A 23,205-nucleotide genomic window follows, 5' to 3' on the forward strand; every position below is an offset into this window, starting at 1 on the left:
GTTACATGGTCGGCGGCCGCTCGCCGCTCGCGCACGACGAGCGCCTGTTCCGCTTCGAGTTTCCCGAGCGGCCGGGCGCGCTGATGAAATTCCTGTCGTCGATGGCGCCGGACTGGAATATCAGCCTCTTCCACTACCGCAACCAGGGCGCGGACTACAGCTCGATCCTCGTCGGCATTCAGGTGCCGGAAACGGACAACGCGGAGTTCGAGCGCTTTCTCTCGACGCTTGGTTATCCGTACTGGGAAGAGACGCAGAATCCGGTGTATCGGCTGTTCCTCGCCTAAGACGATGATGCGTCTTACTCGGGGTTTACCTTGAGCCGCTATCCGATGCGGCTCAAGGCCGAATAGACAACGGCCACGCTGCAAGCGCCGTCAGAAGGGCGTCACGCCGTATCGGCGCCTTTTCGCAGTGCTTGCAGCGCACGAGCCATATATCGAAACTGAATACGGCCTATCCGCCATATCGCGTTGCGCGATAGCGGCGCCAATCGTCAAACTGAGCGCAAATCTAACGTCGCACTCAGGAGACACATCATGCGCACCCAGGTTGGCATCATCGGTGCAGGGCCCGCGGGCCTGCTTCTTTCCCATCTTCTTCACTTGCGAGGCATCGACTCCGTCGTGCTCGAAACGCGCACGCGTGAGCAGATCGAGTCGACCATCCGAGCCGGCGTGCTCGAACAGGGCACGATGGATCTGCTGACCGAAGCCGGTGTCGGCGCGCGCATGAAGGCTGAAGGCGCGCTGCATCATGGCTTCGAACTCGCGTTCGAAGGCAAGCGCCGCCGCATCGATCTCACCGGACTAACCGGCCATTCGATCACCGTCTATGCGCAGCACGAGGTGATCAAGGATCTGGTCGCGGCGCGCGTCGCTGCGGACGGGGCGCTGCGCTTCGGCGTATCGGAGACGTCGCTGCACGGCATCGATACCGACAAGCCATCGATCCGCTATCGCCACGAAGGAGAAGCGTGCGAGCTGCAATGCGACTTCGTGATCGGCTGCGACGGCTCGCAAGGTGTTTCGCGCGCGTCGATTCCCCAGGCGCTGCGCCGCGACTTCGAACGCGTGTACCCGTTCGGATGGTTCGGTATCCTCTGCGAAGGGCCGCCGTCGTCGGATGAACTGATTTACGCGCGCCACGACCGCGGCTTTGCATTGATCAGCACGCGTTCAGCCAACGTGCAGCGCATGTATTTCCAGTGCGACCCGAAGGATTCCGTCGACAACTGGTCCGACGATCGCATCTGGGCAGAACTGCATGCACGAGTCGATTCACACGACGGCCACCACGTTGCGGACGGCAAGATCTTCCAGAAGAACATTGTCGGCATGCGCAGTTTCGTGTCCGCCACGATGCAATATGGCCGCCTCTTTCTCGCGGGCGACGCGGCGCATATCGTGCCGCCGACCGGCGCCAAAGGAATGAATCTCGCCGTCGCCGATGTGCGCCTGCTCACGAAAGCGTTGAACGCGTTCTATGTCGAGAACCGCATGGACCTGCTCGACGGCTATAGCAAAACGGCGCTCAAGCGCATCTGGCGCGCCGAACATTTCTCATACTGGATGACGAGCATGATGCACCGTATCGAGGGCGCGTCGCCGTTCGAGCAGCAGCTTCAGGTGGCCGAACTCGAATATGTGACGACGTCGCGCTCGGCGGCTACCGTGATGGCGGAGAACTACGTCGGCGTGGCGGTGCCACAGGACTGAGCGCCAGCGTAAGCGGCTTGCCATTGTCGGTTCAATAGCAACAGTGAATTCAGGATTAGCGGATTTATCGTTTACCGCGACGCACCTACACTGCCTTCATCGCTGTGAGCCCATCGCGCTTGCAGCTCACATAAAGACATACCGGAGGTGGTCAAGTGAAATCGCTCATTCAGGCTGTTGCTGTTGCCGTTGTGCTCAGTGCACCGATCGCTTCGTTCGCACAGCCGTCGGGGCAAGCCGGCGCGCAAGATATGCGGGCTGTTCAAACGCAAGCCGCCGGTCAACAGCGAATGGTGCAAGCCGATAACAGCGGCTATGGTCCCGGCAGCCACGGCACGTGGCAAGCGGGTCGCGGCAGTGATGTAACGGTCAGTTCCTATTCGCCGCCGATTTACAACGCGCGTTAAGCGCTTTTCAAAGACGGCTTCAAACCGAAGCCTTTAAAGCGCGGACATGAAGCGCGCGGCGTATGTTTTGCCGCGCGCTTCTTTTGTTTCTAGGAAACGTCTCGCTGCGGCGAGCGCAACAAGGTCATTTCGTTGCGGAGCAGCGCGCGAAGGTCGTCGTCGGTCGGGCGTGTGCCCCAATGCCGCGCTCCGGCCACCGATGCAATTGCGATCCACGAATGCGGTGGAAACCATTCGCGAACGAGTGCACCGTCCTGGCGCAAACACAATTGGCCGGTCTGTTCGCTGTATTCAGCGCAGATGAGTCTGCCATCGACCTGCGCGGTGACTCGTCGTGGATCAGTGCGTACCAAACTGTCGCTCCTCCAAAGTGATGACGCGACCGCGGATGCGGCGCATCGTCATCGTCATGCATGACGGGGCCGCGCTGTGTGCATCAATGGTCGCCGCCGTGGCCATGCCAACCGCCGCGGCCATCCCAATCGCCGCGGCCTCGCCAGTCGCCATGGGGACCGCGGGCGTCGCGCCATTCGCGTTCGCGATGACGCTCTTCCCACTCGCGCCGCTCCCAATAACGGCGGCCGTCGTAATAGCGCTCGCCGTACCAGCCCGGACTTACGACGACGACCGGTGGCGGCGGCGCGTACACGACCGGCGGAGGCGGGGCATAGACCGGCTCGGGCGCATACGCGACACCCGGAATGCCGATGTTCACGCCGACATCAACGTGAGCGAGCGCGGCCGACGACGCGCCGATACCCAGACCTGCAACGATTGCCATGGACAGCCAGCGGCTTTGTGATTGCTTCATGTTTATTCCCGCGTTTTTATGTTCGAGTATGGACGGTTCAGTGCAAGTCTGGATCAGTAACGGTCGTGGTAACGGTAATGGTCGTGATAGCCGTCGCCGGGCACGACGATGCAGCCGCTCAATGCAGTGCCGAGCGTTGCCGCCAGAATGGCCAGCGCGAAAATTCGTTTCATGACATTGCTCCTCTTTCCTGTTGATCCGAACTCTACTGAGAGGCGGCATTACCGTTGTGTTTGTGTGTAACAGGACGTGTCGATTGCATAGCGTGGACGCGTCGCGCAGTACGCGGGCAGGCAGGGGCAGGTGAGGAGAGAGAGGGCGGCCCCGACGTCGTGCGCGTCGCGGGCAAGCTGTTGAGCCTGCTACGAAAAGGCCGCGTATTCGGGCTTTCAGCCAGATGCGATACGTTGAAGAATCAACGCGGCGAGCACCAAAAAGCGGCCGGCGGGACGATAAGCCGCGCCTATGCCTCGCGGATACATTCGGTTGCAGACTGGCGCTTTGCATTGATCTTCTGGCGACACTGGCGCTCGCGTGATGAACCGCACGGCCATGCGTCAGCTTTTCTTAAGGTTCTGGCCGTAGCATACTGGCTCCCACGCGGCTGCCAGACGCGGCTTCCCCATGACACCACTACCTACGGCGATATCTCCCATGAATATGCAATCTATCGATACCCGTTCGCGCCGTTATGCGGCCGGCTATGACGGCGTCGCAAAGTTTCTTCACTGGCTGGTGGTCGTGCTGATCGCCGCGCAGTTCGTGATCGGCTGGACCATGCCCGACATTCATAAGGGCACGCTGCCGGAAGGACTGATCGCCTGGCACCTGGGCGTGGGCGCTACGTTGATCGCCGCCGTCGTGCTGCGAATCGTGTGGCGTCTCACGCATCGTCCGGTGCCCGCATCGGTGTCGCCCTTGCTTCGCATCGTTTCACACGTCACGCACGGGCTTCTTTATCTTGCGCTAATCGTCGTGCCCGTGCTGGGTTGGGCGAATGCGTCCTCGCGCGGATGGTCGGTGAAGTTCTTCGGCGTGTTGCCTTATCCGTCGATTTCGCCGGAAGGCTCGAGCGTCGGTCACGAAATGGGCGACATCCACGGCGCTCTTGCGTGGGTTTTGCTGGCGCTGATTGCATTGCATGTGGCAGGCGCGCTCTATCATCGCTTCGTTCTGAAAGATGACACTTTGCAGCGCATGCTGCCCTGAGTGCCGATCTTGCAACGGTTCTGCCGCCGGCGCGCCGTCGCGCGAGGCACTGCGCGCCATGCTACGCCGCGGCCACACCGAAAACGAAGATCGCATTATTGATCGCGTGCAACAGGATCGGAATCGAGAGCCCTTTGGTTTTTCTCGTCAGCCAACCGGCAATCAGCCCCATCACGAACAGATAGATGAAATAGCGCTTGTCTTCGTGCATTCCGGCGAAAATGGCAGCCTGCACTATATTGGCCCAGCCGAAACTGATATGTCGCGACAGTCCTCCCAACAGGCAACCACGAAACACCAGTTCTTCGATGACAGGCACGAGCACGGATAGCACGAACAGCGCGAGCGCAATGCCGCCCAGCGCGAGCGCGCCGTGCGCCAGGCTCACCGTCCACGAGTTGGAAGGGAACCCTTGCTGCACATTGTGCCGGGCTAGCAAGTACAGCAGCCGATAGATACTGTAGGCGGCGACCGGCAGCAGCATCCATGCCAATTTCCATCGGCCACTGCCGATCCATTCGCGCAATGTAAGCAGCCGGCCGACTGCCGCGAGCCCCAGCCCGCTGAAAAACAGCGCCCAGAGATGCGAAATCGCGATTCGACTCGACGCATCGATGCGCACTACGCCGCTGCCGGTCGGCGACAGCGCCGCGGTACCCATCCGGAAGATCGTTACGAAATAGAGCACGGTGGAAAACACTGCGAGGCCCCACCACGCGTGCCGCAAACCTATCCGCGCGAAAAGCGGTGCGCAGACTTTTCCCTTTCGTTGCCGGACCGTGCCGCGATAGTGCACTGGGAACAGCAATAGGCCCGGCGCTGCAAGAAAGAACGCGGCCGTGCCGAGCAAGCCCGCGGCAAGCGGCAATAAATCGGCCCTGGCGGCGAGGGCAGGACTGAGGCCCAGCAGATGCGCATAGGCGTAGGCGAGTTGCGTGGCCTTGCCAGTCTTCTCATACTGTTCACGGATAATGTCCGCGGCTGCCTTTGCGTCGCCCGCATCGAAAGCAACCTCCAGGCGAAGCTGGCGGTTCTGCGGCGATTCAAATTTGCGTGACGCGGTATCGGCGGCTAGCACCATTTCCGCGCCAGCCGAATCGCCGGCATGCTGTAACACACGCGCCGTCGTATAAGCGTCAATCTTGAGTCCGGCGCGTTGAGCGCGATGCAACTCGTCGTTTGCTTGCGTGCCGGGCAGCACTTCCGCAGCGGTATTGATGCGCTGAGCTTCCTGCCATGGCGCTTTGGCGACCGGCGCCGCAGCCAGCATCTTGCCGGCGTCGCGTGTCCGGCCGGTTCTGGCCAGGTAGCGCATCGCGTCGATCAGGCGGTCATTGGCCGGATCGAGCTGCACCGCGAGAACCGCCTCTTGTCCGGCGCGGGTGTCGTTCTTGACAGCCGCGTAGCCGCGAGACAACGCGGCGTGAAGACGCGCGCGCTGCGCCGTGCTCCAGTTTGTCGAGTGGGCGACTAACGGTTCGCCGTACGCGACCGCCTCCGCACCGAACCGCTGTTCGAGCAGATAAAGTGCCGCTTCTGGATCGGCCGTGTAGTCCTTGCCGAGCGAAGTGCGGCAAGCGTCGAGATCCTTCCCGGCCACGTCGGCCCATTCGAGATCCTCCGTCCACGCGAAGCGCTGGATGAATTTGCATTGCGCGAGCCGAAACGACACGTCGCCTGGATTTTCGCTCTCAGTCCGACGATAGAGGTCGAGCACCTGTTGGTAGCTGCTCTTCTGCCTGGCAACGACAAATTCGACGGCTTGCTCCGGTGCGCGGATTTTCTCGGGCGACAGGCTGGCCACGTCCGATGCAGCGGCATGGCCGGTTAATAATGCGGTAGCTGCGGCAAGGATGCAGGCTTTAAGGATTCCGACGCGCATGGAAGCAGTTACGGCAGACTGGATTAATGAAGTTTTCAGTTTTGTGGGCCGTTGATACATGGGGTTTTGGGTTGCAGAGCATTTTGACGGCAGATGCCCTGTCAGACTCAAATTGGCCTGTACTGAATATCGACATTTATTGGGGAATCTTGAGGCCGGCATCCGACGGCCACTCGCAAATATGCGGCGGTTCGTAACGTGAAGGGGCAGGCATTGAATGACTCGCTCGGCTGGAAGCGCGACGAGATTTTCTACGCATACAACCTGGTCGTCGACTGAGCTCAAGCGTTGCCTTCGAGCGCCGGGTGACGGCGCATGAGCGTCGGCGCTTCCGGTAAAGGCGACACGGTTCTGCCCTTCGACCCGACGCGCCGGGGCCGACATGTGGCTCGAGCGGCAGCTAACGCCTCGCCGACCACAATGTTCGGTTACTGGCTTCTGGCTATGCGACGCAGATGCCGGGTACCGCGACCTTCTGGAACAGGTGTGGCGATGCGACCGCCGATGACGGATAAGACGAGAGTTTCGCTCTGAATTCGGGATGCGTGAATGCCGCGCGGAAGTGAGCAGTCGATTCCCACACGGCATAGTTCAGATAGGTCGGGCTGTCGCCGATGGCGCGGTGAAGCTGCGTCGAGATGAAGCCGGGCTGCTGCTTCATGAATGCCGCATCCTCCTGCCACCCCTGGAGAAAAGCCTGCTCGTCGGCCTCGTCTAGCAGAATCACGTTCACGAGCACGACCGATGTGGCGTCGAGCGCAATCTGACGTTCAATCGGAAAGGACGGGTCGAGTGGGCGCATCTGGGGCATGAGAGCCTCCGTTCAATATGGTTGTATGATGTCAATTTGATACGATGCGATGTTCGCTTATCGACATCATGATGTCAATAACGTTATAGGGTGACGGATGCGCAAAAACAGTCGAACGCCTGCTGGCGATGCTCTAACCAGTTTTCTCACTGACCTGTTCAGGGTGAACAGCCTGCTTTTGACCTCGGGCGACCGGCTGGTTGCACCACTTGGCCTAACGAGCGCGCGCTGGCAGATTCTCGGCGCAATTGTTAGCGCCGAACGCCCACAGCCAGTCGCGTGGCTCGCGAGGGACCTGGGCGGTAACCGCCAGAACGTACAACGGATCGTCAACGACCTGGAAAGGGAAGGGCTGGTCGCATTCGAGGCCAACCCCCATCACCGCCGGGCGCAACTCGTTGTTCTAACGGACAGCGGAAGGCAGACGTTCGACGCGGCCATGAAGCTGCAAGCGCCTTGGGTCAATAACCTTTCGGACGGCATCCCGCTTAAGGATATGGAGGCGACCCGCCGTGTCGTGACAGCGCTGCGAAACAAACTGCAGCTAAACGATGACTCTGAATAGTGAGGTTGGCAGTGGGAGATAGGGCAAAGGCGCGGGTTATTGTTTATGCGAAGTGAAGGGCGATGTGCCGGTGAGTGCCGGCGGCCGCAGGAGCTTCACGCACTGTTGAACCGAAGCCCTCCGCGAAGGTTGCATAGCACGGCGAAGGCCGCATAAGCACTCGCTCAACCCGGTTCAGCAGCCGCGTGTTCCGGCGCGGCCGCTTCGCGATAGCCGAGCCGCATCGAGATGGCGAGTCCCGACTGCCGCAACAGCGCCACGTAGTGCGACTTGGTATCGGCGCCGCAACGCATGGTCGGAAACGAAAGCGACAGCCCCGCGATCACGCGGCCGAAACGGTCGAACACCGGCACCGCGAGACATTGCAAGCCTTCTTCCTGTTCCTCGTTGTCCTCGCCGTAGCCTTGCTCGCGAACGCGCGGCAGGATGTTCAACACAGCCTCGGCGGATGAGAGCGTCTTCTGGGTCGACTTCCGGAATTCGACGTGAGACAGCACCTCGCGCGCGTCGGCCGGCTCCATCCATGCGAGCAGCACCTTGCCAATCGCCGTGCTGTGCAGCGGATTGCGCCGGCCTATGCGCGACTGCATGCGCAATCCGTAATCGGCGTCGATCTTGTGGATGTAGATGATCGCGTCTTCGTCGAATGCGCCGAGGTGAACCGCCTCGCGAGTGGCCGCGCCGATGCGGCGCATTTCGACGTCGGCTTCGCGCACGAGATCCACGCTCTCCAGCGCCTTGGCACCGAGTTCGAACAGACGAATGGTCAGACGGTAGCGCTCGGTCTCAATCTCCTGCGTGACATAGCCGAGCGCTTTCAGCGTTTGAACCACGCGATGCACAGTGGTCTTCGACATGCCGAGGCGCTGCGACAATTCGCTGATGCCGGTCTCACCGCTGTCGCCGATAGCGCCGAGAATCGCGAAAACGCGGCCTATCGACGAAGCCGATTCGCCTTTGTCAGTGCCGCACTCGACGCGGTCCGCGTCGTGCGCGAGTGCGGCGGGGTCGTCCTTGCGATGTTTGCCGATTGCTGCCATTTCCGTGATTCCCTGATCGAACTCTAAACCTGTGCTGTGCCGTGCCGCTCGTTGCGGAACGCCGGGAGCCTACCGCGTCCGGCGCCGCCTGCCGACTCAGCGAGCGAGCCATCCGCCGTCTACCGCCAGTGTATGCCCATGCACGTAGTCCGAGGCGGACGACGCAAGGAACACCACCGGTCCCGCGAGATCGTCCGGCGCGCCCCAGCGGCCGGCCGGAATGCGGCTCACAATCTCGTCGTGGCGCGGGGCGTCCTCGCGCAAGGCCGCTGTATTGGCCGTTGCCATGTAGCCAGGCGCAATCGCGTTCACATTGATGCGCTGCGCCGCCCATTCGTTGGCGAGCAGCCTCGTGAGACCGAGTACGCCGCTTTTTGACGCCGTGTACGACGCCACGCGTATGCCGCCCTGAAACGACAGCATCGACGCGATGTTGATGATCTTGCCGCCGCTTTGCTGCCTGACGAACTGCCGCGCGACGGCCTGCGCGAGAAAGAAGAGGCTCTTCAGATTCAGATCCATCACGGCGTCCCAATCCGCTTCAGTGAAGTCGAGCGCGTTCTCGCGGCGGATCACGCCCGCGTTGTTCACCAGCACGTCGACGCGGCCGAACGCTTCAACCGCGGCGCGCACGATGTCTTCGACCGGGGCGATCGAACCGAGGTCGGCGCGCACATCCGCGAATCTTCGCCCCATGGCTTCGACGCGCGCGGGCGTGTCTTCCGCATCGGCGCGCGATACGCCGACGATATCGCAGCCCGCGGCGGCAAGCGCGGTCGCCATGCCCGCGCCGAGGCCCGTGTTGCTGCCGGTGACGATGGCCACTTTGCCCGAGAGATCGAAGGGATTCACTGCGCGATTCGCGGCGGAATTGTTCATGGCTGAAGCGTTCACTATGTCGAAGCCCATGTCGTGTGTTTCATATGTCGATGCGGCGGATGCGGCCGATGCACGCAATGAGAAACGCTCAACGCAGATCGCGCACCGCGATGTGGTCCATGTCGCCGAACACCTGGTTCTCGCCGACCATGCCCCAGATGAACGTATAGGCCCGCGTGCCGACGCCCGAGTGAATCGACCAGCTCGGCGATATCACAGCCTGCTCGTTGTGCACGACGATGTGCCGTGTCTCGCTCGGTTCGCCCATCATGTGAAAGACGGCGGCGTCGTCGGCGACATTGAAATAGAAATACACCTCCATGCGCCGCTCGTGCGTATGGCAGGGCATCGTGTTCCAGAGGCTGCCGGGTTCGAGCCTGGTCATGCCCATCGAAAGCTGACAGGTGGGCAGCACCTCCGGCACGATGAACTTGTAGATGGTGCGGCGGTTGCTCGTCGCCGCATCGCCGAGCGTTTGCGGCGACGCTTCGCCGAGCGAGATCGTGCGGGTCGGATGTGACTCGTGCGCGGGCGCGCAGTTCAGATAGAACTTCGCCGGCTGCGCGGCGTCGTCGCTGCCGAATGCAATGGACTGCGCGCCGCGGCCGATATAGATCGCCTGTTCATTGCGCACGGTATAGCGCGTGCCGTCGACATCGACCCAGCCATCGCCGCCGATGTTGATCGCGCCCAGTTCGCGCCGCTCGAGCAGATAGCCGACGCCGATCGCCTTGCCGAGCGAACTGGGCACTTCGACGGCGCGCGCGACAGGCCACACGCCGCCGACGATGATGCGATCGATATGGCTATAGGTGAGCCGAAGCGCGTCGCGTTGGAATACCTGATCGACCAGGAACTGCTTGCGCAAACCGGCGGTGTCGAGGGTCTTCGCGTACTCGCTGTTGATGGCCTGTCTTACTTCCATTGTTGTGTCTCCGGTGAATTGGGCGCCTTGCCGCGCGGATGCCGCGACGGACGTATGGACTCGACTGTAGCGCGTTATTCGAATTTTCGGAACAGAGGTCCGTAACCAGCTATAACGCCAGAGTCCTCCAGGAGCGGGTGAAGCGCATTGCCGGGTAAACGATCATCCCGGATATGAAAAAATCTCGGAACGGCGTTCCTTTCACGATGCTATATTGCGCCGAACGGGAGCAGTCGGCGCAAGACCGATTCTTACCAGGGTGAACCACCCGATAACTGGACGCAAAGTCCATGGAGGAGGCAATGAAGCTCAAGAAAGCCATCGACCGCATTCCTGGCGGCCTGATGCTGGTGCCGCTGCTGCTCGGCGCCTGTGTCCACACGTTCGCGCCGGGCGCGGGCAAGTACTTCGGGTCGTTCACCAACGGACTGATCGCCGGTACCGTGCCGATTCTCGCGGTCTGGTTCTTCTGCATGGGCGCGACGATCGACTTGCGCGCCACCGGCACCGTGTTGCGCAAGTCGGGCACGCTGCTCGTCACGAAGATGGTGGTCGCATGGATCGCCACGCTCATCGCGTCGCACTTCATCCCGATTGACGGCATCAAGGCGGGGCTCTTTGCCGGGCTCTCGGTGCTGGCGATTACCACGTCGATGGACATGACCAACGGCGGTCTGTACGCCGCCGTGATGCAGCAATACGGCACGAAAGAAGAGGCGGGCGCGTTCGTGCTGATGTCGGTGGAGTCGGGGCCGCTCGTGAGCATGATCATTCTCGGCGCAGCGGGCGTCGCGTTTTTCGAGCCGCGGCTTTTTGTGGGCGCGGTGCTGCCGTTTCTGGTGGGTTTCGTGCTGGGCAATATCGACGGCGATCTGCGCGAGTTTTTCGGCCGCTGCGTGCATCCGCTGATTCCGTTTTTTGGCTTTGCGCTCGGTAACGGCATCGATTTGAACGTGATCGCGAAGAGCGGCATGGCAGGTGTGCTGCTCGGCCTCGCGGTGATCGTCGTGACGGGCATTCCGCTGATTCTCGCGGACCGCTGGGTCGCGGGTGGCAATGGCGCGGCGGGACTCGCGGCGTCGTCGACGGCGGGTGCTGCGGTGGCGAACCCCGCGATCATCGGCGAGATGATTCCGAGCTTCAAGCCATTGGTGCCGGCCGCGACCGCGATGGTCGCCACTGCGTGCCTCGTGACCGCGATTCTGGTGCCGATGCTGACCGCGCTATGGGTGCGCCGGCATCATTCGCGCAACGCGTTGCGTGAGGAGTTGCTGCCTGCGAACGCGCCGCCGTTGAACGAGCGGGACGTGCATGTTTGAGGGTTGATGACGGTGGGCGAGGCGAAGGCGGGGGCGGTCGATCCAGGGCGACTCCAGCTTCGCCTCGAAGCATCGCCCTCACGTGTGCCCATTCATCGTCGATGATGCTAAAGCGCACGGAGTTGCGCTTACGGCCATCGGGCATGATGCGTTCATCCACAACGAAAAAGTCCGCGAGGATAAACTCGCGGACCCCGTACAGCTAAATAATCAGACGCTGCGTGCGTTACGGCATGACTTAAGCCGACATCACCGTCACGGATTTCGTGACGAGATATCCTTCCATCGCTTCCGGGCCGCCTTCCGAACCGTAGCCCGAATCCTTCACGCCGCCAAACGGCATTTCCGGCGTGGGCGTCGCGGGCTGGTTGATCCACAGCATCCCGACTTCGAGTTGCTGCGACAGCAGATGCACGTTGCTGAACGACTTCGTGAACGCGTAACCCGCGAGGCCGAACGGCAGACGGTTGGCTTCGGCAATTGCTTCTTCCAGTTTGTCGAAGCCGCGGATTGCGGCGATCGGGCCGAACGGTTCGTTGTTGAACACGTCCGCTTCGAGCGACACGTTCGTCAGCACCGTCGGGGCGAAGAAGTTGCCCTCCGAGCCTACGCGTTCGCCGCCGGTCTCGATCTTCGCGCCGGTTTTGCGCGCGTCATCGAGCACCTTGCTCATCGCCGTCAAACGGCGCGCGTTGGCGAGCGGCCCGAGGGTCGTGCCTTCCGCGAGGCCGTCGCCGAGCTTGAGACTTTCCGCATGCTTGACCAGCGCCGCGGCGAATTCGTCGCGGATGCTGTTGTGTACGAGAAAGCGCGTCGGCGAAATGCACACCTGGCCTGCATTGCGGAACTTGGCGCCGCCTGCTGCCTTGACCGCAAGCGCGACGTCCGCGTCTTCAGCCACGATGACCGGCGCGTGACCGCCCAGCTCCATCGTCGCGCGCTTCATGTGCGCCCCAGCCAGCGCGGCCAGTTGCTTGCCGACCGGCGTGGAACCCGTGAACGTGACCTTGCGGATCACCGGATGCGGAATCAGGTAGCCCGAGATTTCGGCTGGATCGCCGAACACGAGGCCCACGGTGCCGGCCGGCACGCCCGCTTCGACGAAAGCCTGCAACAGGCCCGCCGGCGACGCCGGGGTTTCTTCCGGCGCCTTCACGAGGAACGAACAGCCGCTCGCGAGCGCCGCGCTCAGCTTGCGCACAATCTGGTTGACCGGGAAATTCCACGGCGTGAACGCGGCCACCGGGCCGATGGGTTCCTTCAGGACGAGTTGCTGCGCGGCGAGATTGCGCGAGGGCACGACGCGGCCGTAGAGACGGCGGCCTTCATCAGCAAACCACTCGATGATGTCAGCGGCGGCCAGCACTTCGACTTTGGCTTCGCCGAACGGTTTGCCCTGTTCGAGAGTCATCAGGCGGCCGATGTCGGAAGCACGCTCGCGCACCAGCGCGGCGGCTTTGCGCATGATCGTGGCGCGTTCATGAGACGGCACTTTGCGCCACGCTTCGAAGCCGCGTTGAGCCGCTTCAAGCGCGCGGTCGAGATCGGCGATGCCGGCGTGGGCCACTTTGCCGATGGCCTGGCCCGTAGCGGGGTTGATGACGTCGAGGGTCTTGCCGCTTGCCGCGTCGCACCACTCGCCGTTGATCAGAAGTCGGGTATCGGTATAGCTCGAAGTTGCCATGCTGGTTCCTGTAAATGGGAAAACGACAGGCTGCGCGGCGTTCGAATATGAGCCGAAAGCGCGCGGCCGAGAATGGACTGCCGATAAGGAAACATCTTATCTGAATGTGCCGAAACGCACCGGCGGTCGCTCCGTCCGCGCGAATGCGGCACGTATCTTGCGACGCGTATTCTCAGGGCCGCCGCCTTCGCCTGCTTGCAGTCGGTGACAAAGGCGCGCGGAGCAGGCGCAGCCGAAGCGACGTCGCGTAAATGGGCGTAGAGTCGAGCAGCAGTCCCCCTGATAACCGCAGTTCAATCAACCAGATGCACACGAGGAATCGACATGCCAACCGGTACAGTGAAATGGTTTAACGACGCGAAGGGCTTCGGCTTCATCACACCCGACGACGGCGGTGAAGACCTGTTTGCCCATTTCTCGGAAATCCGTTCCGAGGGCTTCAAATCGTTGCAGGAGAATCAGAAGGTCAGCTTCGAAATCAAGCAGGGGCCGAAGGGCAAACAGGCGGCAGACATCAAGCCTGTTTAAGGACAAATCAGAAACAAGCGGCAGACAGCCAAAACACTAGCAGCCGGCTCGCGCGCGAAGCGTGCAGCCGGCGCGATTTCGCTGGAATCGCGCGGCGCGCAGGCGAGGCTCACGTTGGACAAGGAAACCGCGTACAAGGAAATCGACGACAACGGCGGCGAGTCCTATGCGCGATTCTTCGCCGCGCAGAATCCCGATCATCCGCTGACACCTTTCTGTCATCGCTATCTGTTCGACAGGGATCAGGAGGCGAGAACCGCGAGGTCCCATGAAGAGCGCGGTTTCGCGTTGAAATCGCTCGCGCAGATGGAGTCGTCGTCGCATGTCGCGCAGATCGCGGCGAGCGCTTCGCGCGATGCGGCCAACGCCGCGCACACGTCCGCAACGGCCGCGCGGCGCTCCGCCTTCTGGACGATGATCGCGGCGATTGCTTCGGCGCTCGGCGTCGCTGTCAACGCGGCGCTCAATCTGGGCTGGCTCGAATGGGCGCGGCACCTCGTGCGCTGATTCCGCTTGTTGCCGCTGCAATGGGTAGCGATGTATCGCAAGCCGCCGAAAGCTCGCAGCGCGGCTCGGGCGGCGTTGCAACGCCGTCACGAACGTCTTACCGCGCGCTGCTACAATCTCGTCTTTCTCGATTGGTTGTGCGCTATGGGTTTCGAACAACTCGCTGAACTGAAGAAGCAACTGGCCGCGGCACGCGCGGAAGCTGCGCCTGCCGCGAAGTCTGACGCCAAGCCTGGTGCCAGGCCGGACACCAGGCCGGACACCAGGCCGGATACGAGACCCGGTGCCAGGTCTGATTCGAGGCCCGAGTCGAGGCCCGATTCGAGGCCCGCTACCAGGCGCGACGTTAGGAGCGATGCCAGGAACGGCGCGAAGTCCGCAAAGCCTGGCGTGGCATCCGGTGCAAAACCGGGTACCCGGCCTGCTGGCAAGCCTTCGCAGCCGCGCCACGGCGCGCCCGCAGCGGTGCCGGCGGCGGACGCGAAGCCCGTGGATCCGGTCGTGAAATCGATCGGGCGTCTGCAAAAGCGCTTCCCGAATGCGTTCCCGAAGAACCCGGCGCCGAAGCTGCCGTTGAAGGTCGGCATATTCGAAGACCTCGTCGTGCACGCGAAGGAACTGTCGCTGAGCGAAGCCGAATTGCGCGACGCGATCAAGACGTGGTGCCGCGGCAGCCGCTACTGGAAGTCCCTGGTGCAGGGCGCGGCTCGCGTCGATCTGACGGGCGCCGAGGCAGGCAAGGTCACCGCTCAGGAAGCGGCGGGCGCGCAGCGTTTGCAGGCGCATCGCGCGGCGAAAAGCGCGAAGGCCGCATCAGCTGCACCTACTGCGTCGGCCGATGGGCAGACGCAGACGCCTGCTGCGTCGTCCGCGGACAATGCGGCGGCCCCGCAAGACAGCGCGGAGAGCAGGCACGAGGCGAACTCTGTGGATGCGTCGCCTCACGACAAAGCTGCGGCGGAATCCGCCAACGTTTCAGAGACGCTTCCCACCGCGCCCGACGCCTGAGCGTTCAGACCGGCCACCCGGGCACTCCCTCGGTGGCCGCTCAGCGCGCCGCAGCCCCCAGCCGGCTGCGCACGAAGCCGACGTGTTCGCGCAGCACATAGAACGCGTCGGCGTAAGCCAGCGGCATACGCAGGCGATTCAGCGATTCCTCGATCTGATCCAGTTCCGCGAAGAGCCGCTTGCGCTCTTCGTCGGTCGACTGCGCGAGCGCGCCGCGTTCGATGGCGATCAGCGAACCATAGTAGCGATAGATGCGCGAACGCACGCGCCACCGGTATAGCGCCGGAATCAGCCGCATCGCGGGGAAAAGCAGCACGGCTACGGGCAGCAGCAACACGAGCGTGCGGTCGCCGATGCTCGCGAGCCAGAACGGCAGCGTCCGGTACAGGAAGCTCTTACCCGTGCGGTAATAGCGCTGCGCGTCTTCGCTGATCTGATATTCATGCGCGATCGGGCTCGGGAATTGTCCCGCGCGTTGCAGGAGGCCGGGCATGCCGTGCACTTCCTGCGCCGCTTCGATCAGCAGATCGGAGACGGCCGGATGCAGATTCGTCCGCGCCACCAACTCGACCGTCGGACTGATCAGATGCACCGTTTCAGGCGGGATCTTGTGCCGCAGATCCAGTACGCCGGGCGGCAGATCGATCTGATCCAGATACGGGAAAAGACGCGTATAGGCGCTTGCTTCGTCGAAATTCATCACTGAAATGCCGGGCACTCTAAGCAGGCGCAGCATCAGGCCGCGTGTCGCCGAATCGCCGCTCAAGATTGCCGCGTCCACCTCGCCCGCGACGAGTTGCGTGGCCGCTTGCAGGCCGTCCGTCGGCACCAGCGTCGTGTCGCCGCCCGGCTCGATGCCGTTTGCGTCGAGCAGTTTCAGCGCCAGCAGGCGCGTGCCGCTGCCTTCCCGGCCCACCGCGATCCGCTTGCCCTCGAGTTGCGAGAGTTGAGTCACGCCGGTGCCGCGATAAAACACCACCACTGGAATGTAGAAGACGCTGCCGAGCGACATCAGCGACGACGTATCGAGCCCGCCGGCGACGCCGCCTTGCACGAGCGCGAGGTCGACGTGCTGCTTCGGGTCCAGCAGACGATGCAGGTTCTGCACCGAGCCATCGGACTCGAGCACGTTCAGCGTGATGCCGTTTTGCGCGAGGATTTTCTTGTACTGATCGGCGGCGACGACAAACGAACTGTCATGCGGACCCGCGCTCAGCGTAATCGTCTTTGGCGGCGCCGGGTCGACGAGCCAGACGACCAGCGTCACCACAAGCACGATCAGCGCGGCGGTGACGATATAAGGCAGCGTGTGGTCGCGCCACTCGGCATGCAGAGAATCGCCGGGAAACTGCGGAGGACGACTCGGACGCTGCGCTTTCATAGGCATTCCGTGCGGGAGCCAGGATGGGGCATTGTCCACCCCCGTCGGCGGACTTGCCGTCGGCAGTTTGCTCTATTGACGTTGGTTGAGTAAAGATATGGGGGATGGTGGTGTAGGCGGGGGGGCGTCGTTGAGTGGTACGAAAGAAGCAATGGAAAAAAACCGACCCCATCAAAATCGAGGCCCGCGACAACAAGCATGCCGAACCCGCCCAAGGCGAACCCGCCGGTAGTCACCGAATATGGCACGCAAGCGGGATAAGCCGGTTCGATAGTCGTCCACAAGTTGCCGAAATTGCGCAAAAGTCCTTTAATCGAAGAGGTAAACAATCGTTCCTGAAGCAGTGGCCGAGCTAATAAGGAAGACGATTATGTTGTCCGCCGCATTGGATACCTTGGGTGCGTTGGCGGTGCTGCTCAGCATCGCCGCGCATATCGCGCTCTTGCGCAAGCGCTAGATCCGCGCCAGAAAAGCCGGCAAAGCAGCGGCTCCCACCTGTGGCCTGAAGCACGGCTTACACTCCGCTTGCCGATTGTTCGGCTCCCCTGACGTATCTATTCGCCTCCAGCCGCTTTATCCGCGCGGCCGTGGTCCTTACATTGTGTCCAGTACCAGCGCCGCAGCGTTTTGCTGAAGCCGTGAATGCCGCGAATCTCCGCGACAGCACGCGGGTGCTAACCCAATTAAAGGACACATGATCATGAGCAAGCTCACAGGCAAGGTTGCAGTTGTAACGGGCGCGTCGAAAGGTATCGGCGCCGCGATTGCGAAGGCGTTGGCAGCGCAAGGCGCGTCGGTGGTGGTGAACTACGCGTCGAGCAAGGCAGGCGCGGACGAGGTGGTCGCCGCGATCACCGCCGCCGGCGGCAAGGCGGTTGCCGTTGCAGGTGACGTGTCGAAAGCCGGGGACGCGAAAGGCATCATCGATACGGCCGTGGAAACGTATGGCCGCCTCGACATCCTCGTCAACAACTCGGGCGTGTACGAATTCGCGCCGATCGAGAACATCACCGAAGAGCACTTCCATAAGCACTTCAATGTGAACGTGCTCGGTCTGCTGCTGACCACGCAGGCAGCGGTCAAGCATTTTGGCGAAGGCGCCAGCATCGTCAACGTGGGCTCGGTCGTGAGCCGCATCACGCCGCCGGGCAGCGCAGTCTATACGGCTACGAAGGGCGCGGTGGACAGCGTCACGGGCGTACTCGCGAAGGAACTCGCGCCGCGCAAGATCCGCGTGAATTCAGTGAACCCGGGCATGGTCGCGACCGAAGGCACGCATAGCGGAGGCATTATCGGCTCCGAGCTCGAAGCGTGGACAGTCAGCACGACGCCGCTTGGCCGCATCGGTCAGCCGGAAGATATCGCCGATGTCGTCGCGTTCCTCGCCTCCGACGACGCACGCTGGCTCACCGGCGAAAGCCTGATCGCAAGCGGCGGCTTGCATTAAGGCGGCGTTGCCTGAGGTTCGCCTGCGCCAGCGGCCGTCGCATTCGAAGGCCGCAGTGCAGGTGAAGGTAATGTGAAGCAGAAAACGCGAGCGGCGCCCGAAAGCGCCGCTTGCCGCTCGTCACATCGCATCACATCACGTCACACGTTCATTGCCTCAGTACCGGGCAGTTGAACAGCAAACAGCGCATCCAGCAGATTCGATCCCGGCCGCTCGGCGAGCCGTGTGAGCGACTCGATCATCCGCACCTGACAATCTTCGAGTGGAATCATCCTGATCCGTCGCGACTGGTTGAATTCCGCCCGCGCGATCACGCCGACGCCCATGCCTTGGGCAACCGCTTCTTCGAGCGCTTCGCGGCCGTCCACATACATGACCGGCTCGACTTGCAGCGACTCGCGCACCAGTTCGATTTCGAGCAATTGCTGCGTGACCGATTGCGGCTCGCGAAAAATCATCGGTTGCTGGACGAGTTCCCGATAGCTCAGCTTGCGTTTCTTCGCAACCGGGTAGCGCACCGGCACCATCGCCACCAGCGGATCGCGCCGCAACACGCGCGACTCGAGCCGGCTGTGGACCTGCGGCGCGGCGGTGATGGCCGCATCGACCGCGCTCGACAGCACGCGCTGCATGCAGTCGGCCGCATTCGCGATGGACAACGTCACCACGATGCCCGGATGCAGCTTGCGAAACACGCTGATCAGTGCGACCGCGAGATCGGGCGCGTCGGCGGTCAGCGACAATGAGCCCGATTCCAGACCGCCCGCCGATTCGAGCAATTGCCGCGCGTCGCGCTCGCAACTGAGCATGTGCCGCGTTACGCTGAAAAGACGCAGCCCGAGTTCCGTCGTTTCGACGCCGCGCGGGCCGCGCTCGAACAGCTTGACGCCGTAATCCTGCTCGAGCCGCCGCACATGATCGGACACGGCCGGTTGTGAAAGCGATAGCGCCTGTGCCGCTCGCGAGAATCCGCCGTGTTCTGCGACCGCATGAAACGCCCGCAATTGCGCGTATTGCACGTAAGCCTCCGTTTCGCGTCAGCGTGTTTCGGTGTGATCTCGGTTATAAGTTTTTACGATAGTCACATCGATTATATCGATTTTACCGATGAACAGCGTTTCGGTACTGTATGCACTATCCAAACGAGCAAGACGGGGAGATTCCGCATGAAAAGCGCGACTGACGGTCCCCTGGCGACGGCGTTGGCGACGCCGGCGGCGACCTGCGCCCCGCCAGCCAAAGGCGAGCCCTATCTGCTGACCCCGGGGCCGCTGACCACCGCGTTCTCGACCAAAGAAGCGATGCTGCGCGACTGGGGTTCATGGGACGGCGATTTTCGCGCGATGACTGCGCAATTGCGCCACAGCCTGCTCGAAATCGCGGGCGACACCCTGGGCAACGAAGCGGGCGACTACGATTGCGTGCCACTGCAAGGCAGCGGCAGCTATTGCGTCGAAGCGATGCTGGGCAGCCTGATTCCGCGCGACGGCCACGCCCTTGTGCTTGCCAACGGCGCATACGGCAAGCGCATTGCGACCACCCTCCGTTATCTCGGCCGCGCGCATACGGTGCTCGACAAGGGCGATTATTTGCCGCCGCGCGCAGCGGAAGTCGAACGCATGCTCGATGCGGACCCGAGCATCACGCATGTGGTCGCGGTGCATTGCGAAACGAGCTCGGGCATTCTCAATCCGATCGAAGAGATCGCGACGGCAACGGCCGCCAAAGGCCGCAAGCTGCTGATCGACTCGATGAGCGCGTTCGGCGCGATACCGCTCGACGTGCGCAAGATCGCCTGCGAAGCGTTCGTGTCGTCGGCGAATAAATGTATTGAAGGCGTGCCCGGCTTCGGATTCGTGATTGCGCGCAAGAGCGCGTTGCACGAAGCGCGCGGATGCAGTCATTCGCTCTCGCTCGACGTCCACGATCAGTGGGACGTGATGAACCGCACCGGCCAGTGGCGCTTCACGCCGCCCACGCACGCAGTGGCCGCATTTATGGAGGCGCTGCGGCTGCACAAGCTAGAAGGCGGCCAACCGGCGCGCCTCGCGCGTTATGCGAACAATCGCGACGTGCTGGTGGCGGGCATGCATGAACTCGGCTTTGAGCCGCTGCTGAACGCGCGCTGGCGCTCGCCGATCATCGTGACGTTTTTTTCGCCGGCGCATCCGTCGTTCAATTTCGAACTGTTCTACGAACTGATGAAGCAGCAGCGCTTCATCATTTATCCGGGCAAGCTAACCGTTGTCGACAGTTTCCGCATCGGCTGTATCGGTCAGGTGGATGAGGCGGTGATGCGCCGTGTTGTGCAGGCGTGCGCAACGTCGTTGCAAACCATGGGCGTTGATCACGCCGCGCCGCCCGCGGCCGCCATCGAAGAGCGCAAGGTTCTCGCCGACGCTGCATGAACGATATCGAGCAACGCGCAACAACACGGAATGGAAGTGAATGAAACACGTTAAGCAGGTTAAGCGCATTAAGCACGTTAAGGCGGTGATCTTCGACTGGGCCGGCACGGTGGTCGACTATGGCTCTCTCGCGCCGATGGGCGCGTTCGTCGAAACATTCGAGCAATTCGGCGTATCGATCACGATCGACGAAGCGCGCGGGCCGATGGGCATGGCCAAGCGCCCGCATATCGCGGCGCTGATGGCATTGCCGCGCGTGTCGAGCGCATGGGCCGACAAGTATGGACGTGTGCCCGGCGAAGCGGACATCGACGCGGTGTACGACGTGTTCGTGCCAAAGAATATCGCAGTGGCCGCGAGCTACAGTTCGGTGATTCCAGGCGTCGCGGAAGTGGCGAGCGCGCTGCGCCGTGACGACATCCGCATCGGTACGACGACCGGCTACACGCGCGAGATCATGGCCGAGATCGTGCCGGGGGCGGCCTCGCAAGGCTTTTCGCCGGATAGCATCGTCTGTACCGGCGACACGCTGGAAGGGCGGCCGTCGCCATACATGATCTACAAGACGCTGCCCGAATTGGGCGTGTGGCGCGCGAAAGACGCGATCAAGGTCGACGATACGGAAGTCGGCATCGAGGAAGGAATTAATGGCGGCACGTGGGCAGTCGGCGTCGCGGTGAGCGGCAACGCGTTCGGCATGGCCGAAGACGATGTCAAGGCGCTCGCCCCCGACGATTTCGCGCAGCGCCGCCAGGCCGCGATCAACAGATTGCGAGCGGCTGGCGCGCATTATGTGATCGATAGTGTCGCGGATCTGATGCCTGTCGTTTATGACATCGACGCCCGCCTTGCGCGAGGCGAGCGGCCTTGATGATTTGAGGCAGACAGCCGCAATCCAGTGCGGTTGGCTGTGCTCGAATGCGATGCAATGCCAGCGGATGTGCGTGAAGGATCCTGGACGTGCGTGGGTTTGCGCGAATCAAGTCGCGTGTGATCGAGCGCATTGAATGCAGCAGGGCCCGCCGCTGCTTTGCTCGCCGACACGCCCACGCAGCGACACCGCAGCTTCAATTCGAAATCAGCTTCAGCCCCGCAGGCAGCGACTCGCCGAACACGCGGCCTTCGTCGGCGTTATCGAGTTCCACATTCTCGCTCACCATCGTGATCCAGGCGCGCGGCGCGTTCGTTGCTTCGAGCCTGCGCACTACCGCATCGCGCATCTCGTCGGGCAAGTCACGCGAACGGTCGCCAGTCATACGCGCAATCTGCACCGCGGCAAACGCGGCCGGATCGACCTTCTTCCAGTCCAGCGCGAGAATGGCGTCGAGCCATCGGCTCGCGATGTCCGCCGGCACGACGCAATGCGCGCTGCCATAGAACGGCCGGCGCGCGCCGATACGTCCCACGGCCCACCAGCTTTGATGATTCTCGGACGGTTTCTGCAAGCGCGCGAGCACCGACTCGCCGAGTTCGATCTTTCGTTCGACAGGAACGCGTTCGAGCGACGCACTCAGCCGGACCATATCGGTGAAGCCCGTTTTCGACACGTCGAACGGCAGCTTGTGACGCGATTGCGCGGCCGTTTGCAGATACGCCATCGCGTCCAGCACGCGCAGTTGCGCGTTTTCGTCGAGACCGCCCGCAGCGCGGCGCCAGAGCGTCCACCATTCGGACCAGACCTGGCTCTCCTGAACGTACTGAATGCCGTCGTCGAATAGCGACCATAGCTGCTCGACGCGCCATTCATCGAGCGGATAGCCGAAGCCCGGACGCACGCAATAGCCGGCGAGATTCAGCCACAGCCGCTCGTGATCCGCCGAGCGGCGTCGGCGGCGGGCGCGTTCCCATAGCGCGCCGAACAGCTCACGCAGCAGCGCGCTGTTCCAGCCTTCGCGCGCCCCGAGCAAATGTTCGAGTTGCGAGCGTAGCCGTTTGACTTCTTTTTTATCGACGTTTTGCGAACGCGAACCGAAGCAGCGGTCAATCTGCTCGATGGCCTCGTCGAGGCGTGGATGCCGCGCTTGTGCCGAATCGTCAGCGAGGTTCACCTGCGCGTCTTCGCGACGCAACTGGAATTCGAGCAGCCAGCGCTCGGCCGGATTATCGCGGTCGATGCAGTGCACTTCGAGGGTGCCGACTTCGGTGAGCGACGTCGCGATCTGAACAGCGGTTTCGCGCGCGCTGCTCGCGCGGCGCGGCTGGACGATCGTCGCGATGGGCGGCAGGCGTACGAAGTCGCCGCTCGAAAAATCGGTCAACTCGCCGGGTGCATAGCCCGTGTCCGCACTCGACGACACCAGGTGAAAGCGCACAGGATGCCCGAGGCGCAACGCGAACGTGCGGTCCGCGATCAGAATTTCGTGGCCTTCTTCGGTGCCGCGCGGCAGTAGGCAGATGCCGCGTTGGGTGGCTTGCGTGGGCTCGGTGTCCCGCTTGTCGTCGATGGGCTCATCGAGTACCAGGAAGTAGCTGCGCGGCGAGCCGCCGCCGATTTTCGGCGCGCCGCCCGCGCGCGCGAGGCTGTAGGCCACCGCGCCACGCGCGACGGCGACATCGGGATTGTCGTTGTGCAGCACATTGAGCGGTTCGCCACGCCATGCGCTCAACGTGCTCGCGAGGCGCTGCGTCAAGGCTTGCGCGCGGAACACGCCGCCGTTCAGCAGCACAGTGTCGGGG

General features: G+C 62.5%; 21 protein-coding genes and 3 pseudogenes. 12 read left to right on the forward strand and 12 right to left on the reverse strand.

The window, feature by feature from the left end; all coding sequences use genetic code 11:
• The 3 genes and pseudogenes from C0Z16_RS35055 to C0Z16_RS35065 form a co-directional block, all read left to right on the forward strand.
• Positions 1 to 287 (forward strand): annotated as a pseudogene (locus tag C0Z16_RS35055) (threonine ammonia-lyase, biosynthetic); the annotation flags it as partial.
• A 252-nt stretch (positions 288 to 539) separates the two neighbouring features.
• The gene (locus tag C0Z16_RS35060) at positions 540 to 1,718 is read left to right on the forward strand and encodes a 4-hydroxybenzoate 3-monooxygenase (RefSeq protein WP_102636564.1); all 1,179 of its coding nucleotides are present in this window, start codon (positions 540 to 542) and stop codon (positions 1,716 to 1,718) included.
• A 155-nt stretch (positions 1,719 to 1,873) separates the two neighbouring features.
• Positions 1,874 to 2,125: a hypothetical protein gene (locus C0Z16_RS35065; protein ID WP_102636565.1), complete on the forward strand. Its 252-nt coding sequence runs from the start codon at positions 1,874 to 1,876 to the stop codon at positions 2,123 to 2,125.
• Positions 2,126 to 2,214: 89 nt separating this feature from the next.
• On the opposite strand, the gene C0Z16_RS39175 is transcribed toward C0Z16_RS35065, so the two are convergent.
• Positions 2,215 to 2,478 (reverse strand): hypothetical protein, encoded by a 264-nt coding sequence (locus tag C0Z16_RS39175; protein WP_102636566.1) that lies wholly within the window; start codon positions 2,476 to 2,478, stop codon positions 2,215 to 2,217.
• Between the two features lie 83 nt (positions 2,479 to 2,561).
• A complete protein-coding gene (locus C0Z16_RS35075; protein WP_102636567.1) occupies positions 2,562 to 2,936 on the reverse strand; it encodes a hypothetical protein in 375 nt (124 codons plus the stop codon).
• Positions 2,937 to 3,590: 654 nt separating this feature from the next.
• Between C0Z16_RS35075 and C0Z16_RS35080 the strand changes: the two genes are divergently transcribed.
• Positions 3,591 to 4,145: a cytochrome b gene (locus C0Z16_RS35080; protein WP_175130725.1), complete on the forward strand. Its 555-nt coding sequence runs from the start codon at positions 3,591 to 3,593 to the stop codon at positions 4,143 to 4,145.
• A gap of 61 nt (positions 4,146 to 4,206) precedes the next feature.
• Here C0Z16_RS35080 and C0Z16_RS35085 read toward each other — a convergent pair whose 3' ends face one another.
• Both C0Z16_RS35085 and C0Z16_RS35090 read right to left on the reverse strand, forming a co-directional pair.
• Entirely contained in the window at positions 4,207 to 5,949 is a 1,743-nt protein-coding gene (locus tag C0Z16_RS35085) for a CPBP family intramembrane glutamic endopeptidase (protein ID WP_244201483.1), read from the reverse strand.
• Positions 5,950 to 6,469: 520 nt separating this feature from the next.
• The gene (locus C0Z16_RS35090) at positions 6,470 to 6,838 is read right to left on the reverse strand and encodes an antibiotic biosynthesis monooxygenase family protein (RefSeq protein WP_102636569.1); all 369 of its coding nucleotides are present in this window, start codon (positions 6,836 to 6,838) and stop codon (positions 6,470 to 6,472) included.
• A 97-nt stretch (positions 6,839 to 6,935) separates the two neighbouring features.
• Here C0Z16_RS35090 and C0Z16_RS35095 point away from each other — a divergent pair, with 97 nt between their 5' ends.
• Positions 6,936 to 7,403, forward strand: coding sequence for a MarR family winged helix-turn-helix transcriptional regulator (locus C0Z16_RS35095; RefSeq protein WP_102636570.1), 468 nt, complete (start codon positions 6,936 to 6,938; stop codon positions 7,401 to 7,403).
• A gap of 164 nt (positions 7,404 to 7,567) precedes the next feature.
• Here C0Z16_RS35095 and kdgR read toward each other — a convergent pair whose 3' ends face one another.
• The 3 genes from kdgR to kduI all read right to left on the reverse strand — a co-directional run bounded on the left by kdgR (position 7,568) and on the right by kduI (position 10,247).
• The gene (kdgR, locus tag C0Z16_RS35100) at positions 7,568 to 8,443 is read right to left on the reverse strand and encodes a DNA-binding transcriptional regulator KdgR (protein WP_102636571.1); all 876 of its coding nucleotides are present in this window, start codon (positions 8,441 to 8,443) and stop codon (positions 7,568 to 7,570) included.
• Between the two features lie 96 nt (positions 8,444 to 8,539).
• A complete protein-coding gene (gene kduD, locus C0Z16_RS35105) occupies positions 8,540 to 9,352 on the reverse strand; it encodes a 2-dehydro-3-deoxy-D-gluconate 5-dehydrogenase KduD (protein ID WP_102636572.1) in 813 nt (270 codons plus the stop codon).
• Between the two features lie 58 nt (positions 9,353 to 9,410).
• Entirely contained in the window at positions 9,411 to 10,247 is an 837-nt protein-coding gene (kduI, locus tag C0Z16_RS35110; protein WP_102636573.1) for a 5-dehydro-4-deoxy-D-glucuronate isomerase, read from the reverse strand.
• A 302-nt stretch (positions 10,248 to 10,549) separates the two neighbouring features.
• Between kduI and kdgT the strand changes: the two genes are divergently transcribed.
• Positions 10,550 to 11,566, forward strand: a complete 1,017-nt coding sequence (kdgT, locus tag C0Z16_RS35115) for a 2-keto-3-deoxygluconate transporter (RefSeq protein ID WP_102636574.1) — start codon at positions 10,550 to 10,552, stop codon at positions 11,564 to 11,566.
• A gap of 67 nt (positions 11,567 to 11,633) precedes the next feature.
• Here kdgT and C0Z16_RS35120 read toward each other — a convergent pair.
• Together C0Z16_RS35120 and C0Z16_RS35125 are read right to left on the reverse strand one after the other, a co-directional pair.
• Positions 11,634 to 11,720 (reverse strand): annotated as a pseudogene (locus C0Z16_RS35120) (GNAT family N-acetyltransferase); the annotation flags it as partial.
• An 84-nt stretch (positions 11,721 to 11,804) separates the two neighbouring features.
• Complete coding sequence (locus tag C0Z16_RS35125) at positions 11,805 to 13,250, reverse strand: NAD-dependent succinate-semialdehyde dehydrogenase (RefSeq protein ID WP_102636575.1); 1,446 nt, start codon at positions 13,248 to 13,250, stop codon at positions 11,805 to 11,807.
• Positions 13,251 to 13,574: 324 nt separating this feature from the next.
• Between C0Z16_RS35125 and C0Z16_RS35130 the strand changes: the two genes are divergently transcribed.
• The 3 genes from C0Z16_RS35130 to C0Z16_RS35140 all read left to right on the forward strand — a co-directional run bounded on the left by C0Z16_RS35130 (position 13,575) and on the right by C0Z16_RS35140 (position 15,293).
• Positions 13,575 to 13,778, forward strand: coding sequence for a cold-shock protein (locus C0Z16_RS35130; protein ID WP_007181784.1), 204 nt, complete (start codon positions 13,575 to 13,577; stop codon positions 13,776 to 13,778).
• 114 nt (positions 13,779 to 13,892) lie between these two features.
• A complete protein-coding gene (locus C0Z16_RS35135; RefSeq protein WP_102636576.1) occupies positions 13,893 to 14,285 on the forward strand; it encodes a hypothetical protein in 393 nt (130 codons plus the stop codon).
• A 144-nt stretch (positions 14,286 to 14,429) separates the two neighbouring features.
• Entirely contained in the window at positions 14,430 to 15,293 is an 864-nt protein-coding gene (locus C0Z16_RS35140) for a ProQ/FinO family protein (protein ID WP_102636581.1), read from the forward strand.
• A gap of 40 nt (positions 15,294 to 15,333) precedes the next feature.
• On the opposite strand, the gene C0Z16_RS35145 is transcribed toward C0Z16_RS35140, so the two are convergent.
• The gene (locus tag C0Z16_RS35145) at positions 15,334 to 16,674 is read right to left on the reverse strand and encodes a TAXI family TRAP transporter solute-binding subunit (RefSeq protein WP_102636577.1); all 1,341 of its coding nucleotides are present in this window, start codon (positions 16,672 to 16,674) and stop codon (positions 15,334 to 15,336) included.
• A gap of 700 nt (positions 16,675 to 17,374) precedes the next feature.
• Here C0Z16_RS35145 and C0Z16_RS35150 point away from each other — a divergent pair.
• Complete coding sequence (locus C0Z16_RS35150) at positions 17,375 to 18,121, forward strand: glucose 1-dehydrogenase (RefSeq protein ID WP_102636582.1); 747 nt, start codon at positions 17,375 to 17,377, stop codon at positions 18,119 to 18,121.
• Between the two features lie 140 nt (positions 18,122 to 18,261).
• On the opposite strand, the gene C0Z16_RS35155 is transcribed toward C0Z16_RS35150, so the two are convergent.
• Complete coding sequence (locus C0Z16_RS35155) at positions 18,262 to 19,140, reverse strand: LysR substrate-binding domain-containing protein (protein WP_102636578.1); 879 nt, start codon at positions 19,138 to 19,140, stop codon at positions 18,262 to 18,264.
• A 147-nt stretch (positions 19,141 to 19,287) separates the two neighbouring features.
• Here C0Z16_RS35155 and C0Z16_RS35160 point away from each other — a divergent pair, with 147 nt between their 5' ends.
• Both C0Z16_RS35160 and phnX read left to right on the forward strand, forming a co-directional pair.
• A complete protein-coding gene (locus tag C0Z16_RS35160; protein WP_102636579.1) occupies positions 19,288 to 20,529 on the forward strand; it encodes a 2-aminoethylphosphonate--pyruvate transaminase in 1,242 nt (413 codons plus the stop codon).
• 67 nt (positions 20,530 to 20,596) lie between these two features.
• Positions 20,597 to 21,400 carry a phosphonoacetaldehyde hydrolase gene (gene phnX, locus C0Z16_RS35165; protein ID WP_102636583.1) on the forward strand — a complete coding sequence of 268 codons (804 nt, stop codon included), beginning with the start codon at positions 20,597 to 20,599 and terminating at the stop codon, positions 21,398 to 21,400.
• A gap of 196 nt (positions 21,401 to 21,596) precedes the next feature.
• On the opposite strand, the pseudogene C0Z16_RS35170 reads toward phnX, so the two are convergent.
• Positions 21,597 to 23,205: pseudogene (locus C0Z16_RS35170) on the reverse strand (Hsp70 family protein); the annotation flags it as partial.

The sequence above is a fragment of the Paraburkholderia rhynchosiae genome, assembly GCF_002879865.1.
GTDB classification, from domain to species: domain Bacteria; phylum Pseudomonadota; class Gammaproteobacteria; order Burkholderiales; family Burkholderiaceae; genus Paraburkholderia; species Paraburkholderia rhynchosiae.